Consider the following 14,083-nt stretch of genomic DNA (forward strand, 5'->3'; position numbering starts at 1 on the left):
CTCACCGCCCGCCGGGCACACGGCCGGCCACGGCATGGGCGCGTGCCCAGACTGAGATCGTGCCGTCCGCAGGATCGATCGGAAGTTCGGCGCGGACCTCGGCGGCGAACTGCGCGACCTCGGCCGACCGCAACCGGGCCAGTTGCGGGCCGATGCTGGGCGCCTCCAGCACGGTCTGCCAGTAATCGTCGAACCCGACGAATGTGCGTTGCACCGCGATCGCATGCGTGTGCACCTCGCACAGCCCGGCGCCGGTCCACAGCGCCTGCAGCACCTCCAGGCGCGACGCATCCGGCGACGGCGGTGCGGGCAGCGTCAGCCCCAAGGCACGCAACCGCGCCTGCAACGCGTGGTAGGGAAAACCGCCGCCGGGCAGGTCCCAGGCATAGGCCGAGACCAGCGCGCCGGGGCGCCCGACCCGTGCCATCTCGGCCACGCCGCGTGCCGGATCGGGCACGAAGAAGATGACCAGCGGCATGACCAGCGCATCGACACTGGCCGCCGGAAACGGCAATGCCATCGCATCGCCGGCCAGAAACTGCGCCGCACCTCCGGCCAGCCGCGCCCGCGCGTGCGTCAGTTGCGGCACCGACGGATCGATCCCGTACACCCGTGCCGGCGCGCAGCGCGCGATCAGCGCCTGGGTGAAGGCGCCATTGCCACAGCCGACATCGAGCCAGTCCAGGCCCGGCGCCGCTGCGAGCCAGTCGAGAAACCGGTCACCGGCAAGCCGGCTCCAGATGCCCATATAGCGTTCGTAGCGTGCGCCATCGTCGAAGCGGATCTGTGCGTCGACAGCGGTCACAGCGGGGTCCAGCCCGGGCCTTCGCCCCGCCGCCAGAACACGCCGCGGGCCTGGCCGTAGATCGCGTCGCTGGGCACCACGCCGAACCAGCGGCCGTCGAGGCTCGCGCCGCGATGGTCGCCGAGCACCAGCACATGCCCTGCCGGCACCCGCAGGCCGTGGATGTCCGGCCCGCCGCCGTCGGCCAGATCGAGCACGGCCTGGCGGGTGCCGAAATCCTCGGGCGCGCCGGCCACCGGCGCCAGCGCGACCCCGTTGATCGACAGGTGGCCGTCGATGAGATCGACCCGGTCGCCGCCGGTGGCAACGACCCGCTTGATGAGCCGGATGCCATCGGCCGGCGAGCGGAACACGACCACGTCCCCGCGCGCCGGGCGGTCGCCCGGCCAGAGGATCCATTCGGTGAAGGGCACCCGCAGGCCGTAGGCGCGCATGTCGACGACCACGCGGTCGCCCGGCTGCAGCGTCGGCATCATCGAACCGCTGGGCACGTGATAGTGGTTGGCCAGCGACGAGCGCGCGATCAACAACAGACCGAGCAGGACGACCAGCGGCAGTCCCTCGCGACGCAGCCAGCCGCGCAGACGCCCGGCGGGGCGCACGGTGGACGAGGGGCGAGCACCTGCAGGCGACGGCGAGGACATGGTCGGCTTCCGCATGAGGGTGGACTCAGGATAGGACAGTCGCGGACGTTCGCGGTTCCGCTCAGCGCGCCGCGCGGCGCGCCTGCTGCTCGGCCAGCGTCAGTGCGACATCGTTGCGCAGGTAGGCCGGTTCGACCCGCTCCGGTGCGACCGCTTCGCCGCGGGCGAACGCAGCCGCCGCCAGGGCGGCCAGATCGGCGGCCTGCGGCAATGCGGTCGCGTCGATCCGCGCTGGGGACGCGCCCAGGCGCGCCGCCAGCACGCCGTCGGCGACACCGAAGCCAGTGCCGACGCCAGACCAGGCCGCGCCCGTCCCCGGCAGTTCGACGGTGTCGGGGGCACCGACACGCTCGTCGGACATCGCCTCTGGTCCGTCGGCCCGCATGGCGAATGCGGCGCGGTACACCTCGCCCATGCGGGCATCGATCGCCGCAAGCACGTGCGCGCCCTCGCCCGCGCCGGCACGCATGGCGAGCACGGCCAGTGTCGAGACAGCGACGACCGGGCGATCGAGCGCCAACGCCACGCCCTGCACCAGCGCGATGCCCAGGCGTACGCCGGTGAACGCGCCCGGCCCCCGACTGACCGCGACCGCGTCGAGCTGCCTGCGCGCGATCCCGGCCTCCGCCAGCAAGGCCTCGGCCCACGGCAGCGCCAGCTCGGCATGGCGCCGCGGCGCGATCTCGCTGCGGTGGAGCACGCAGCCGTCGTCCCAGAGCGCGACGGAGCAGGCCTCGGTGGCGGTTTCGAACGCGAGCAGTTTCATGAAGGCTGGGACTCGGAATGCGGGAGGTCGGCGTCGGTCTCGCCGGCAAGGATTGTCGCAGCTGGCGCGGCGAAGAACGCCTCGACATCGGCGATCTCGCGCGTGCGCGGCAGCGGCGGCAGCGAGTCCAGGAACAGCGCGCCGTAACCGCGTCCGAGCAAGCGCGGATCGCACAGCACCAGCACGCCGCGATCGGCCTCGGTGCGGATCAGCCGGCCCACGCCCTGCTTGAGGGCGATGACCGCCTGCGGCAATTGCTCGTCGCGGAACGGATTGCCGCCGGCGCGGCGGATCGCATCGAGCCGCGCCTCGAACACCGGGTCGTCGGGCGCGGCGAACGGCAGCTTGTCGATGACCACCACGCTCAATGCATCGCCGGCGACATCGACGCCTTCGCGGAAACTCGCCGCGCCCAGCAGCACGCCGTTGCCCGACTCGCGAAAGCGCTGCAGCAGCACCTGCCGTGGCGCCTCGCCCTGCACGAACAGCGGCCAGGGACAGCGCGTGGAGGCGCGCAACAGCACCGCAGTCTCGCGCAGCGCGCGATGCGAGGCGAACAGCACGAACGCGCGCCCGCCGGATGCGTCCAGCACCGGCAGCAGCGCATCGACCACCGCGGCCGTGTAGGCGGGCGCGGCCGGCGTGGGCAGCCGCGGCGGCAGATAGCACAGCGCCTGGTGCGCCCAGTCGAACGGACTCGGCGCAAGCAGCGTCTGCGGTGCGTCGAGCCCCAGCCGCTTGGCGATGTGCTCGAAGCTGCCGTCGACCGCCAGCGTCGCCGAGGTGAACACCCAGGCCGCCTGCGAGACCTCACGATGCGCGCGCAGCGGGGCCGACACGTCCAACGGCGTGCGCTGCAGGCGAAAGCCGCGCGGCGTCAGCTCGTACCACAACACGCTGTCGTCGCCGGGGTGTTTGGCGGGGCTTGCTTCGGCTTCCGACTCGTCAGTGACCTGGGCATCGTCGAACATCGCCGCCGACGCGGCGCCGTCGTTCCAGCGACGCAGCCGGGTCAGGCACAGCGCGGCGCGGGCATGGCAGGCGTCGAGCCCGGGCGAGGCCTCGCGCAGCGGCGCCAGCACGTCGCGCAGGTGCACCAGGGCCTCGTCGAGCGCATGCAATGCATCCTCGACCGCCGGCTGGTACAGCGCCCGATAGCGGGTGCCGCGGGCCGGCAAGCCGTCCATCGCCATCCGCAGCCCCCGCGCCGCGCCGTCGAGCGCCTGCGCAGGCAACTGCAGCACCGGCAGCGCACCCGGCACGTCGCGGCACTCGGCCACGGCGTCGCGCGCCAGTTCGACCAGGGGCCGCGCACTCAGGCCTTCGCCGAAGAACTGCGCGGCCAGCTCGGGCAACTGGTGTGCCTCGTCGACGATGAAGGCCTGCGCGCCGGGCAGGATCTCGCCGAAGCCCTCCTGCTTGAGCGCCAGGTCGGCGAGCAGCAGGTGATGGTTGACGACGACCACATCCGCGGCCTGCGCGCGCTGGCGCGCCTGGACCACGAAGCACTCGCTCCAGAACGGGCAGTCGTTGCCCAGGCAGTTGTCGACGGTGGAGGTGACCATCGGCAACAGCGGGGTGTCCTCGGGCAGGCCGTCAAGTTCGGCGACATCGCCCAGCCGAGTCCGCCCGGCCCAGGCGACGATGCGCTGGAATTGATGGATCTGATCGCGCGTCGCCAGCCGCGGCGCGCCACGCGCCTGCTCCAGCCGATACAGGCACAGGTAATTCGCGCGCCCCTTGAGCAGCGCACTGCGCAGGCCGCTGCCGAGCGCGTCGCGCACGCGCGGCAGGTCGCGGTGATAGAGCTGGTCCTGCAGCGCGCGCGTTCCGGTCGAGACGATCGTCTTGAGCCCCGACAGCAGTGCCGGCACCAGGTAAGCAAAGGTCTTGCCGGTGCCGGTGCCGGCTTCGGCCAGCAGCGTGGCGCGCTGCTCGATGGCGTCACCGACCGCCATCGCCAACGCTTGCTGCGCCGCGCGCGGGCGGAAGGCCGGAATGTGCGCGGCCAGCGGCCCGCCTTCGACCAGCGCCTCGCGGCTGCGTGCAGCCAGGCCGTTGGCGTCCGCTGCCGACACCCGGACGTCGCGGTCCCGAATCAGTAGCGCTGCGGGCCGGCGACGCGGCAGCCGTCGGCCTGCGTGCGGGCCGCGGTCGCGCCGGTGGCATCGCCCGAGGCGAGCAGGACCTGCTCGAGCGTGATCCAGTGCCGGCGACAAAGCGGGCCGACCTGGCTGCCGATCGCATGCGCACGCTCGGCCAGCTCGGCCGCCCGCGCGAACTCGCCTTGCAGGATCGCAAGCTCGGCGCGCTCCTGCAGCAGTGCGGGGTCGTCGTGCACGATCTCCAGTGCCTGATCGAGCGCGGCCGCAGCGCCGGCCACATCGCCCTGGCCTTCGAGTGCGACCGCGCGCTCGCGCAGATCCTCGACCATCGGATCACGCAAGGGCTGCACCGCCAGCTCACCGTCACCGTCGCCGCTGGCGGCGCGGATCGCCGCGACCATCGTCTGCGGCGCGACGGTGGTCGCCGGCGCTGCGGCCGGGGCGGATGCAGACGGCGTAGTGCACGCGGCCAGTGCGAGCACGGCGGCGCAGCAGGCACCACGCAACAGGAAGGCGGTCATCGTGGGAGTTCCTCGGCGGGCGGCTGAGCCGCGGGTTGCGGCGGTGATTGCGGTTGCGTCGGCGCGGGCGGTGCCTCGTCGCGATCGCGGCGGCCGAAGCCGAACCACTCGCGCCAGCCGCGCCGTTCGGTCTCGATCGGCGCGCCATTGGCGTCGACCGGGTTGCCGTCCTGATCGATGTAGGTCGGCTGGCCGTCCTGGTCGTAGCCGCGGCAGGACTGGTACGGCGGCGCGTAGCCGGCGACGAACGCGAACCGGCGTGCGCCCGGACAGTCGGCATCGGTCGCGGTGGATTGCGCCACCCACTGCCACTCCAGGCCCTCGCTGCCCACGTCGAGCGGCGCACTGGGCAGCCGCGAGAACAGCCCCGACCACACCCGCATCGCGCCGGTCGCGCCGACCAGTCCGGTCTGCGCGTTCTGGTCGTTGCCGACCCACACCACGCCCAGATGGTCGCCGGTCCAGCCGGCGAACCAGCTGTCGCGTCCGTCGTTGCTGGTGCCGGTCTTGCCGGCGGCGTTGAGCCGGCCGAGGCCGTCGTTGACCAGCCGACGCGCGGTGCCCGAGGTCACCGCGTGCTGCAGCGCGATCGTGACCACGCGCGCCGACAGCGCATCGCTCTGCTGCGCGGGGCTGGGCTGGATGTCGTAGCGGTTGACCACGCGCCCCTGCTCGTCGATGACGCCGCGCACGGTGCGCAGCGTCTGCACTTCGCCGCCCGATGCCAGGAACTGGTAGAGCTGGGCCATCGCATAGGGGCTCTGGTCCATCGCGCCGAGGATCAACGCCGGATTGGCCTCGGCGCGGATGCCGGTGAGCATGTGCACCACGTCGGCCAGCGCGCGCGGGCCGACATCCATGCCCACGCGCACCGTGGACTGGTTGTACGAGTTGGCCAATGCGTCGATCAGCCGCACCGTGCCGTGGCTGCGGCCGTCGGCATTGCCGGGCGACCAGCGCTTGCCGTTCTCGAGCGTGACCGTCACCGGCGAGTCGTCAACCCAACTGGCCAGCGAATAGCGGGTCGGGTTGCTGAGCGCGATCAGATAGACGAACGGCTTGAGCAGCGATCCGACCGGGCGGTGGGCTTCGAACGCACGATTGAAGCCGTGCTCGCTCGGCACCCGGCTGCCGACCGCAGCGATGACCTCGCCGGTATGCACGTCGGTGACGACCAGGCCAGCCTGCAGTTCCGGGCGCCCACGCGTGCCCAGATCCTTGAGCGTGCGCACGGTCGCGCCCTCGGCGTAGGCCTGGGCGGAGGGCACCATGGCGCTCATGACCGACAGCCCGGCGCCCTGCAATGCGCCGGCCGGATAGTCGTTGGCCAGCTGGCGGCGGATCAGGTCGACGTAGGCGGGAAAGCGATTGGCGGCGATGTTGCCCGGCGTGTCGGTCACCCCCAGCGGGCGAGTCAGCGCCCGGTCGTAGGTGGCCTGATCGATGAGCCCGCTCTCGCGCATCTTGCCCAGCACGAAGTCGCGACGCACCTGCGCACGTTCAGGCTGGCGGCGCGGATCGTAGTAGGACGGGCCGCGGATGATGCCGACCAACAACGCAACCTGTTCGGGCTCGAGATCGTCGATCCGGCGCCCGAACCAGAACTCGGCGCCGGCGGCGACGCCGTGGATCGCCTGCGCGCCGCGCTGGCCGAGGTAGACCTGGTTGAGATAGGCCTCCAGGATCGCGCCCTTGTCGTAGCGCGCCTCGATCAGCAGTGCGTAGAGGATCTCGTTGAACTTGCGGGTGTAGGTCTGTTCGCGGCCGATGCCCAGCAAGCCGCTGCGCGCGAGCTGCTGGGTCAGGGTACTCGCGCCCTGCCGCGCTTCGCCGGCGCGCAGGTTCACCAGCGCCGCGCGCGCCATGCCGCTCAGATCGATGCCATGGTGGTGCGCGAAGTCCTTGTCCTCGACCGCCTGCAGCGTGTCGGTCAGCAACTGCGGCACCTCCTGCACGCGGACCAGGCGGCGCTCCTCCTGCTGCTGTCCGTACAGGGTGGCGATGCGCGCCGGGTCCAGCCGCGCGGCCTCGATCGCACCGCCCTCGCCATCGCGCAGCCGCGTGATGCGGCCGCCCGACAGCGACACCTGCACGCGCGCAGGCGCGACGACCCCGTCGACATCGCGATAGCCGCGGCTTGCGATCGTCCAGTGTGCCCCCTCGGTGGCGTAGGTCCCGGGCTTGACCCCGTCACCTTCGCGGTAGCCGGCCGCGGCCAGTTCGGTCTTCAGCGTCGCGGCATTCATCGCCACGCCCTGCGCCAGATGCAGCGGCCGGGCATAGACGCGCGTGGGCATCTGCCAGCGCAAGGCGCCGAACCGCTCGCCGACCTGATGATTGAGGTAGAGCGTGTAGGGAATCAGGAAACCGAGTCCCAGGCCGATCAGCGCCAGCATCCAGCTCAGGAGGCGGCGGTGCCAGGTCGACGGCGCTGCGCCGTCATCGTCGAGATCGTCGTCGTCTTCGTAATCGATCCGGGCCATGGATGTCCTGCACCCGCGGCAGCGGGTCGATGTGGGTGACACAATAGCGCCCGGCAGTCTATCCCAGCGCCTTCGGGCGGGATCGGGCGGCCTCCCGACCAGTCAGCTGGAGTTCCGACGCATGTCGTTTTCCCTGGCCGATGCGCGCTTCCGGCTCGTCCGGGCGCTCGGCCTGTTCCGCCGCGGACTCGCAAGCCTGCGCATGCGCGGGCTGCGGGCGACGTGGCAGCGGGTCGGCGCGCAGTTCGGCGTGTTCGCACCGCGCGCGCGGCAAACCCTGCTCGCCGCCGACCTGAGCGCGTTCGCGCCGTTCGACGTTCCGTGCCATGACGCACCCGCGGTGTCGATCGTGGTCCCGGTCTACGGCCACCTGCCGCAGACCCTGGCCTGCCTGCGCGCGATCGCCGCGCACCCGCCACGGGCCTCGCTCGAGATCATCGTCGTCGACGATGCCAGCCCCGACGACAGCGCGGCGACCCTGGCCCGCATCGGCGGCCTGCGCCTGCACACCATGCCGGCAAACGCAGGGTTCATCGGCGCCTGCAACGCGGGCGCGGCGCTGGCACGCGGGGGCCATCTGCTGTTCCTCAACAACGACACCGTGCCCCAGCCGGGTTGGCTGGACGCGATGCTGGCAACCTTCGCGCGTGCCCCCGATGTCGGCATCGTCGGCGCGCAGTTGGTCTATCCCGATGGCCGCCTGCAGGAAGCGGGCACGATGCTCGTGCGCGACGGCCGCGGCGAGAACCGCGGTCGGTTCGCCGACCCGCTGCATCCGCAACTGCGCTACTGCGCCGATGTCGACTACGTGTCAGGGGCGGCGCTGATGCTGCCGCGTGCGCTGTTCGAACGCCTGGGCGGCTTCGACAGCCGCTATGCGCCGGCCTACTACGAGGATGCGGATCTCGCGCTGCGGGTGCGCGACGCCGGGCTGCGCGTGCTCGTGCAGCCCGAAGCCTGCGTGGTGCACCTGGAGGGCGTGAGTGCAGGCACCGACCTGTCGCAGGGCATGAAGGCGGCGCAGGCGCGCAACCAGCCGGTGTTCGCCGCGCGCTGGGCGCAGGTGCTGGCGCAGCGGCCCGCCGATCCGGTGGCAGCCGGCCAGTTACCGCGCGCCGGTGTGCCCCAGGTGCTGATCATCGACAGCGTGACCCCGATGCCCGACCGCGACTCGGCCTCGCTGCGATTGGTCAATCTGATGCGGCTCCTCCGCGAGGCGGGCATGCACGTGGTGTTCCTGCCGGCCGACCGCCGTCACCTGGGCGCGGCCACGCAGGCGCTGCAGGCGATCGGCGTCGAAGTCTGGTACGCGCCCTATGCCAAGAGCGCGGCGCAGTGGCTACGCACGCACGGCGGCCGGTTCTCGCGGGTGATGCTGTGTCGCCATTACATCGCGCACGAGTTCCTGCCGCTGGTGCGCCGGCATGCACCGCAGGCGCAGGTGATCTTCGACACCATCGACCTGCATTACCTGCGCGAACTGCGCGGCGCCGAGGTCTCGGGCGATCCCGCGCTGCGCCGCGCCGCCGAACGCACGCGGGCGCAGGAACTGGACGTCGTCCGCCGCTGCGACATGACCCTGGTCGTGAGCCCGAGCGAGGTCGCCCTGCTGGCCCGCGACGCGCCCCAGGCCCGGGTGGCGCTGTTGTCGAACCTGCACGAGATCGCCGGGCCCGGGCGGCCGTTCGCGCAGCGGCACGATCTGGTCTTCGTCGGCGGCTTCCGCCATCCGCCGAACGTCGATGCAGTGAAGTGGTTCGTCGGCGCGATCTTTCCGGCGATCCGCGCACGCCTGCCGCAGGTACGCTTCCACTGCATCGGCGACCACGTCGACGACGCCATTGCCGCGCTGGCCCGGGTCGACGGCGTGATCATCCACGGCCACGTGCCGGACATCACGCCCTACATGGACGGCTGTCGCATCGCGGTTGCGCCGTTGCGCTTCGGGGCCGGCGTCAAGGGCAAGGTCAATCTGAGCATGGCCCATGGCCAGCCGGTGGTCGCCACGACCTGCGCGGCCGAAGGCATGCAACTGCATGACGGGCACGACGTGTTGCTGGCCGACCAGGCCGACGCGTTCGCCGACGCGGTCGTGCGCCTGTACGAGGACGAAACGCTGTGGGCCCGGCTCGCGGAGCACGGCCTGGACAATGTCCGACAGCATTTCTCTCTCGATGCGGCGCGCCGGACCGTCCAGGCGGTGTTCGTCGACGGTGCCGACGACCGCGCGCAGCCCTGATCAGCCGCTGTTGAGCGAGGCGGTGCGCAGCCGCTGCGCGAACTCGGCGTGCCCCGGCACGCCCGGATCGATCCTGCGCGCTGCCGACAACGCGGCCTGCGCGCCGGCGAGATTGCCCGCCCCCAGACGTTCGTCGCCGATCGCCAGCCAGCGCTGGGCCAGCCGCCGCCGCGCATCGCGCGCCGCAGGCTCGCCTTCGCCCAGCGCGACCCGGGCGTCGAGACAGGCATGCGCGCGCGCAAGGTTGTTGGCGCGCAGGCCGGCGTCGAAACACTGGCGGGCGCCGGGCAGCAATCGCGCCGAGGCGCGGGTGACCGCCGGATCGTCGGGCGCGAGCAACCGAGCGGCGCGGACATGGTCGTAGGCGCTGTCGCCCGGCGGCGACATCAGATCGCCGCGCGCCTGCGCGGCGGCCGCCTGCTGCAGCAGCGTCGCGACCCGGCGTCGGCGTTCCTGGGGCGGCAATTGCGTGCCGCGGTCGGCATGCACCGCGCGCGAGCGCTCGATCCGCAGCGCGGCCGCGCGCACTGCCTCGCTGTCGGGCGCCAGCGCCTGCGCCTCGCGCAGCTGCGCATCGGCATCGGCGAAGTTGAAGTCGCGGGCATAGCGCTCGGCGCGCTGCGCATACGCGGCGCCTGCATCGAGCAGCCCGCGCTGCGCAGTGGCGTCCTCGGCATCGAAGGCGAGCAGAATCCGCCATTCGGCGACGGCGCGTTCGATGCGCCCGTCTGCCAGATGCGTCGCCGCACGCCGGCGCAGTGCATCGAGTTCCTCGGTCAGGCGTGCCTGGGTGTCGGGCAGGTCGACGTGGCCGGGATCGTAATTGCGCACCGTGGCGACCAGCGCCGCCGCGCCGCTCAGATCGCCGTCGCGCAGCCGCGCGCGTGCCCGCTCGAGCAGCGCGGCCAGCGACTCGTCGCGCCCACGCAACGCATCGCCGTTGCCGGGCTCGATCGCGAGGACCCGCGCGTACAGCGGCAACGCCGCATCGGGACCGGCATCGAGCCACCCCTGGGCCTGCGCTGCCTGGGCCCGGCGCAACAGCACCTCGGGCGCCGTGCCACCGGCCTCGAGCGCGCGCAGTCGGGCGTCCAGGGCCTCGATCGCATCGCGCGGTGCGGACAAGTCCTGGGCCAGCTTGAGCGCGCGCCGGGCGGTGTCGAAACGCCGCGCCTCGACGGCGGCGCGGGCCTGGACGAGCGCCGCATCGGCGACCTGCGACAGTCCCGCGCGCGGCCGCACATCGTCGGGGTCGAGCGCCTGCGCGGCCTCGAACAGCTGCCGCGCGCCGCTGCCGTCGCCGGCATCCAGGCGCCCTTCCGCGATCGCCTGGGCGGCATCGTCGAGCAGCGCCTGCACCCGCGTCTCGGGCCACAGCCGGTCGACGACGAGGACACGCACGCCGAACACCAACAGCGCCAGGCCGATGCACGCCGCCAGCAAGACCCCCGGCCAGCGGCGCCACCAGGGCGCGTCGGCCGCAAGCGACCGCCACGGTCGGGCAGCCAAGCGCCGGGCGGGCGCAGGTCCGTTGGAGAGATCGTCGCCGTTCACGCCGCGCAGTATGCGAGATCGAGCTGAACACCGATGTCGCGATCGTTCACGCCCGCCGCGCCAGCTCCACCCCCGGCACACTGTCGAGCTTGCCCAGCAGCCGCGCCAGCTGGCCGTAATCGGAGACCCGCAAGCGCAGCCGCAACTGCACGCGCGAGAGCCGGTGGTGTTCGCTCTGGATCGCCAGCACGTGCACATCCTCCTGGGCGATCAGGTTGCTCAGGTCCTTGAGCAGGTGCCGACGATCGACGGCCTCGACGACGACATCCGACTCGTGGCCGCCGCCCTGCTCGCCCCACTCGACCGGCAGCACCCGCTGCGGCTGGCCTGTCGACAAGCGCAGGAACGACGGGCAGTCGCGACGATGCACGCTCACGCCGCGCGCGCGGGTGAGATAGCCGGCGATCGGCTCGCCCGGAACCGGACGACAGCAACGGGCGACCTGCACCAGCAGGTTGTCCACCCCGACCACGCGGAAGCTCGAATCGGCCGCCTTGGGCGCGCGGCGCGGCCGGCGCAGCGGCAACGTCGGCGCATCGTCCTGCGCGGGCGCGTGACGTTCGCGCTCGATCTCCAGCAGCGCCCGGCCGATCTGGTTCGGCCCCACATCACCGAGCGCGACCGACACGTAGAGATCGTCCACGCTGCTCGCGTTGAAGCGCGGCAGCACCGGCGCCAGATCGGCCTGCAGCAGACCCAAGCGGCGCAGATCGCGCTCCAGCAGTTCGCGGCCGGCCTGGACGTTGCGCTCGCGATCGAGCTTGTGGAACCAGTTGCGCACCTTCTCGCGCGAGCGCGGGCTGGCGAGAAAGCCATTGGCCGCGACCAGCCAGTCGCGCCGCGGCGACGGCAGCTTGGCGGTCAGGATTTCGACGCGCTCGCCGGTCCGCAGCACGGTATCGAGCGGCACGATGCGGCCGTCGACCTTCGCGCCACGGCAGCGGTGCCCGACCATCGTGTGCACGTGATAGGCGAAATCGAGCGGCGTCGCGCCCTGCGGCAGATCGATGATCTCGCCCTTGGGCGTCAGCACGAAGACCCGGTCCTCGACCAGTTCGGTATCGAACGCATCGACCAGGCCCTCGGCCCGTCCGCCGTCGGTATGCGATTCGAGCAGCCGCCGCATCCACTCGATCCGGCGTTCGAGCGCGGCGCTGCCGGCCGGTGCGCGCTGCGAGCCGCCAGTCTCCTTGTAGCGCCAGTGCGCGGCCACGCCCAGTTCGGAGGCCTCGTGCATCTCGCGCGTGCGGATCTGCACCTCCAGCGTCTTGCCTTCCGGCCCGACGACTGCGGTGTGCAGCGAGCGGTAATCGTTATTCTTGGGTCGGGCGATGTAGTCGTCGAACTCGCTGGGGATCGGCGTCCACAGCGCGTGCACCACGCCCAGCGCCGCATAGCAGGCCGGCACGTCGTCGACCAGCACGCGCACGGCGCGCAGGTCGTAGAGTTCGCCGATCGGCACCTGCTTTTTCTGCATCTTCCGCCAGATGCTGTAGATGTGCTTGGGTCGCCCGGCAACGTCAGCGCGCACGTCCTGCGCAGCGAGCGCTTCGCCCAGTTGCGTGCGCACCTGTTCGATGTAGCGTTCGCGGCCGGCGCGCTTGTCATCGAGCAGGCCGGCAATGCGGCGATAGGTCTCGGGCTGCAGATAGCGGAACGCCAGGTCCTCGAGCTCCCACTTCAGTTGCCAGATGCCCAAGCGATTGGCGAGCGGCGCATGGATGTCGCGCGTGAGCAGCGCCAGCGCACGCCGGGTCGGCTCGTCGGCGCGCACCGCCGCACGCATCTGTGCCAGTTGCCGGGCCAGCAGCACCAGCACCACGCGCAGGTCGCGCACCAGCGCAAGCAGCAGCCGGCGCAGGCCTTCGGGGTTGCCGCTGCCCACGTGTTCGGCGTGCAGCGACCAGACCTGATGCGCGGCGCGAAGACCGTCGAGCAGCGGCGCCAGCGCGGGCACGCGCGCGCGCATCGGCGCGCGCCAGACCGGCACCGCATCGGCGATCGCCGCGGCGACCACATCGCCATCGGCGCCCAGCAGCGCCAGCGACGCCAGCGTGTCCTGCAGCACGCTCTCATCGAGCTCGGCCACGCCGTCGGCCGCGGCGGCCGCCTCCTGCAAGGCCGCGCGCAGGGCAGGCCCGAGCGCTGCCGTGGAAGGCAGTGCCAGCAGGCGATCCGGCAGTGGGCCGGCAGGCTCGGACATGAGGTGTTCGGGACGGTCGCAGGACCGTCTACACTAGCCCGCGACCCCGTCCGAGGAACAGAGCATGCGTGCATTCCACTGCGTCCTGATCGCCACCGTGCTGGCGGCCACTCTGCCCGCATTCGCGCAGCAGCCCCGGATCGAGGACCGGATGAGCGCCGCGGAATTCCGTGCTGCCGGGCTGGGCAAGCTCGACGACGCCGAGCTCGATCGGCTCAATGCGTGGCTGGCCCGCCAAGCCGGTTCCCCGGCCGCCGCGGCTGCTGCGGTGGGCAGCGGCACCGATGTCGAGGCGCGAATCGCGCAGGCACGCGAGGAAGGCCGCCGCGAGGCCGCCTCCGCCGCCACCGGGCTGCCAGCACCTGCGCCGGCACGTGAGCCCATCGAGAGCACGATCGTGGGCGCGTTCCAGGGCTTTGCCAGCGGCCGGCAGTACACGCTCGCCAATGGCCAGGTCTGGCGCCAGATCGACGGCGCGACGCTCTCGGGTGCCCGCGGCACCGATGTCGGCGTGCGCATCCGCCCCGGCATGCTCGGCGCCTGGTGGCTGAAGGTGGACGGCTACAACACCCAGGCCAAGGTCGAACGCGTCCGCTGAGCACGCCGCGCCCGGCGGCGCCGTGCGCAGCGCGCGGCGCTTGACCGGACCCGCGAGCGCATACGGCCGTCTGCGACGCCACTGCGAGCTCGAGCGCGGCACAGCCAGTGCTCCGCGTTCGCCTGCGTGCAGTGACCGGGAAGTTCCCGCCCTCGCCACGCGGCA

At 72.2% G+C, this 14,083-nt stretch carries 10 protein-coding genes; 2 read left to right on the forward strand and 8 right to left on the reverse strand.

Annotated features, from left to right (window positions below; genetic code table 11):
* Position 1: 1 nt before the first annotated feature.
* Genes FHW73_RS14930 through mrcB form a run of 6 tightly spaced genes read right to left on the reverse strand, consistent with a single transcriptional unit; the run spans position 2 to position 7,324 of the window.
* On the reverse strand, positions 2 to 805 hold the full coding sequence (locus FHW73_RS14930; RefSeq protein WP_221187584.1) for a class I SAM-dependent methyltransferase: 804 nt from the start codon (positions 803 to 805) through the stop codon (positions 2 to 4).
* On the reverse strand, positions 802 to 1,464 hold the full coding sequence (lepB, locus tag FHW73_RS14935; protein ID WP_255493018.1) for a signal peptidase I: 663 nt from the start codon (positions 1,462 to 1,464) through the stop codon (positions 802 to 804). Before lepB ends, FHW73_RS14930 begins: the two co-directional genes overlap by 4 nt.
* A gap of 46 nt (positions 1,465 to 1,510) precedes the next feature.
* Complete coding sequence (gene tsaB, locus FHW73_RS14940) at positions 1,511 to 2,215, reverse strand: tRNA (adenosine(37)-N6)-threonylcarbamoyltransferase complex dimerization subunit type 1 TsaB (protein WP_183427538.1); 705 nt, start codon at positions 2,213 to 2,215, stop codon at positions 1,511 to 1,513.
* On the reverse strand, positions 2,212 to 4,293 hold the full coding sequence (locus FHW73_RS14945) for an ATP-dependent DNA helicase (protein ID WP_183427539.1): 2,082 nt from the start codon (positions 4,291 to 4,293) through the stop codon (positions 2,212 to 2,214). The genes tsaB and FHW73_RS14945 overlap by 4 nt, the downstream gene beginning before the upstream one ends.
* Before the next feature lie 20 nt (positions 4,294 to 4,313).
* Positions 4,314 to 4,841: a hypothetical protein gene (locus FHW73_RS14950; protein WP_183427540.1), complete on the reverse strand. Its 528-nt coding sequence runs from the start codon at positions 4,839 to 4,841 to the stop codon at positions 4,314 to 4,316.
* On the reverse strand, positions 4,838 to 7,324 hold the full coding sequence (gene mrcB, locus FHW73_RS14955) for a penicillin-binding protein 1B (RefSeq protein ID WP_183427541.1): 2,487 nt from the start codon (positions 7,322 to 7,324) through the stop codon (positions 4,838 to 4,840). Before mrcB ends, FHW73_RS14950 begins: the two co-directional genes overlap by 4 nt.
* Positions 7,325 to 7,445: 121 nt before the next feature.
* On the opposite strand from mrcB, the gene FHW73_RS14960 reads away from it, so the two are divergent.
* Positions 7,446 to 9,563, forward strand: coding sequence for a glycosyltransferase (locus tag FHW73_RS14960; RefSeq protein ID WP_183427542.1), 2,118 nt, complete (start codon positions 7,446 to 7,448; stop codon positions 9,561 to 9,563).
* Here FHW73_RS14960 and FHW73_RS14965 read toward each other — a convergent pair whose 3' ends face one another.
* Both FHW73_RS14965 and FHW73_RS14970 read right to left on the reverse strand, forming a co-directional pair.
* Positions 9,564 to 11,072: a hypothetical protein gene (locus tag FHW73_RS14965; protein WP_183427543.1), complete on the reverse strand. Its 1,509-nt coding sequence runs from the start codon at positions 11,070 to 11,072 to the stop codon at positions 9,564 to 9,566. It abuts the gene before it with no gap.
* Between the two features lie 91 nt (positions 11,073 to 11,163).
* A complete protein-coding gene (locus FHW73_RS14970) occupies positions 11,164 to 13,320 on the reverse strand; it encodes a bifunctional (p)ppGpp synthetase/guanosine-3',5'-bis(diphosphate) 3'-pyrophosphohydrolase (RefSeq protein ID WP_183427544.1) in 2,157 nt (718 codons plus the stop codon).
* A gap of 64 nt (positions 13,321 to 13,384) precedes the next feature.
* On the opposite strand from FHW73_RS14970, the gene FHW73_RS14975 reads away from it, so the two are divergent.
* Positions 13,385 to 13,918 (forward strand): hypothetical protein, encoded by a 534-nt coding sequence (locus FHW73_RS14975; RefSeq protein WP_183427545.1) that lies wholly within the window; start codon positions 13,385 to 13,387, stop codon positions 13,916 to 13,918.
* The last annotated feature ends 165 nt before the right edge of the window (positions 13,919 to 14,083 follow it).

The sequence above is a fragment of the Luteimonas sp. RC10 genome (assembly GCF_014192745.1).
In the GTDB taxonomy this organism is placed as follows: Bacteria; Pseudomonadota; Gammaproteobacteria; order Xanthomonadales; family Xanthomonadaceae; genus Luteimonas.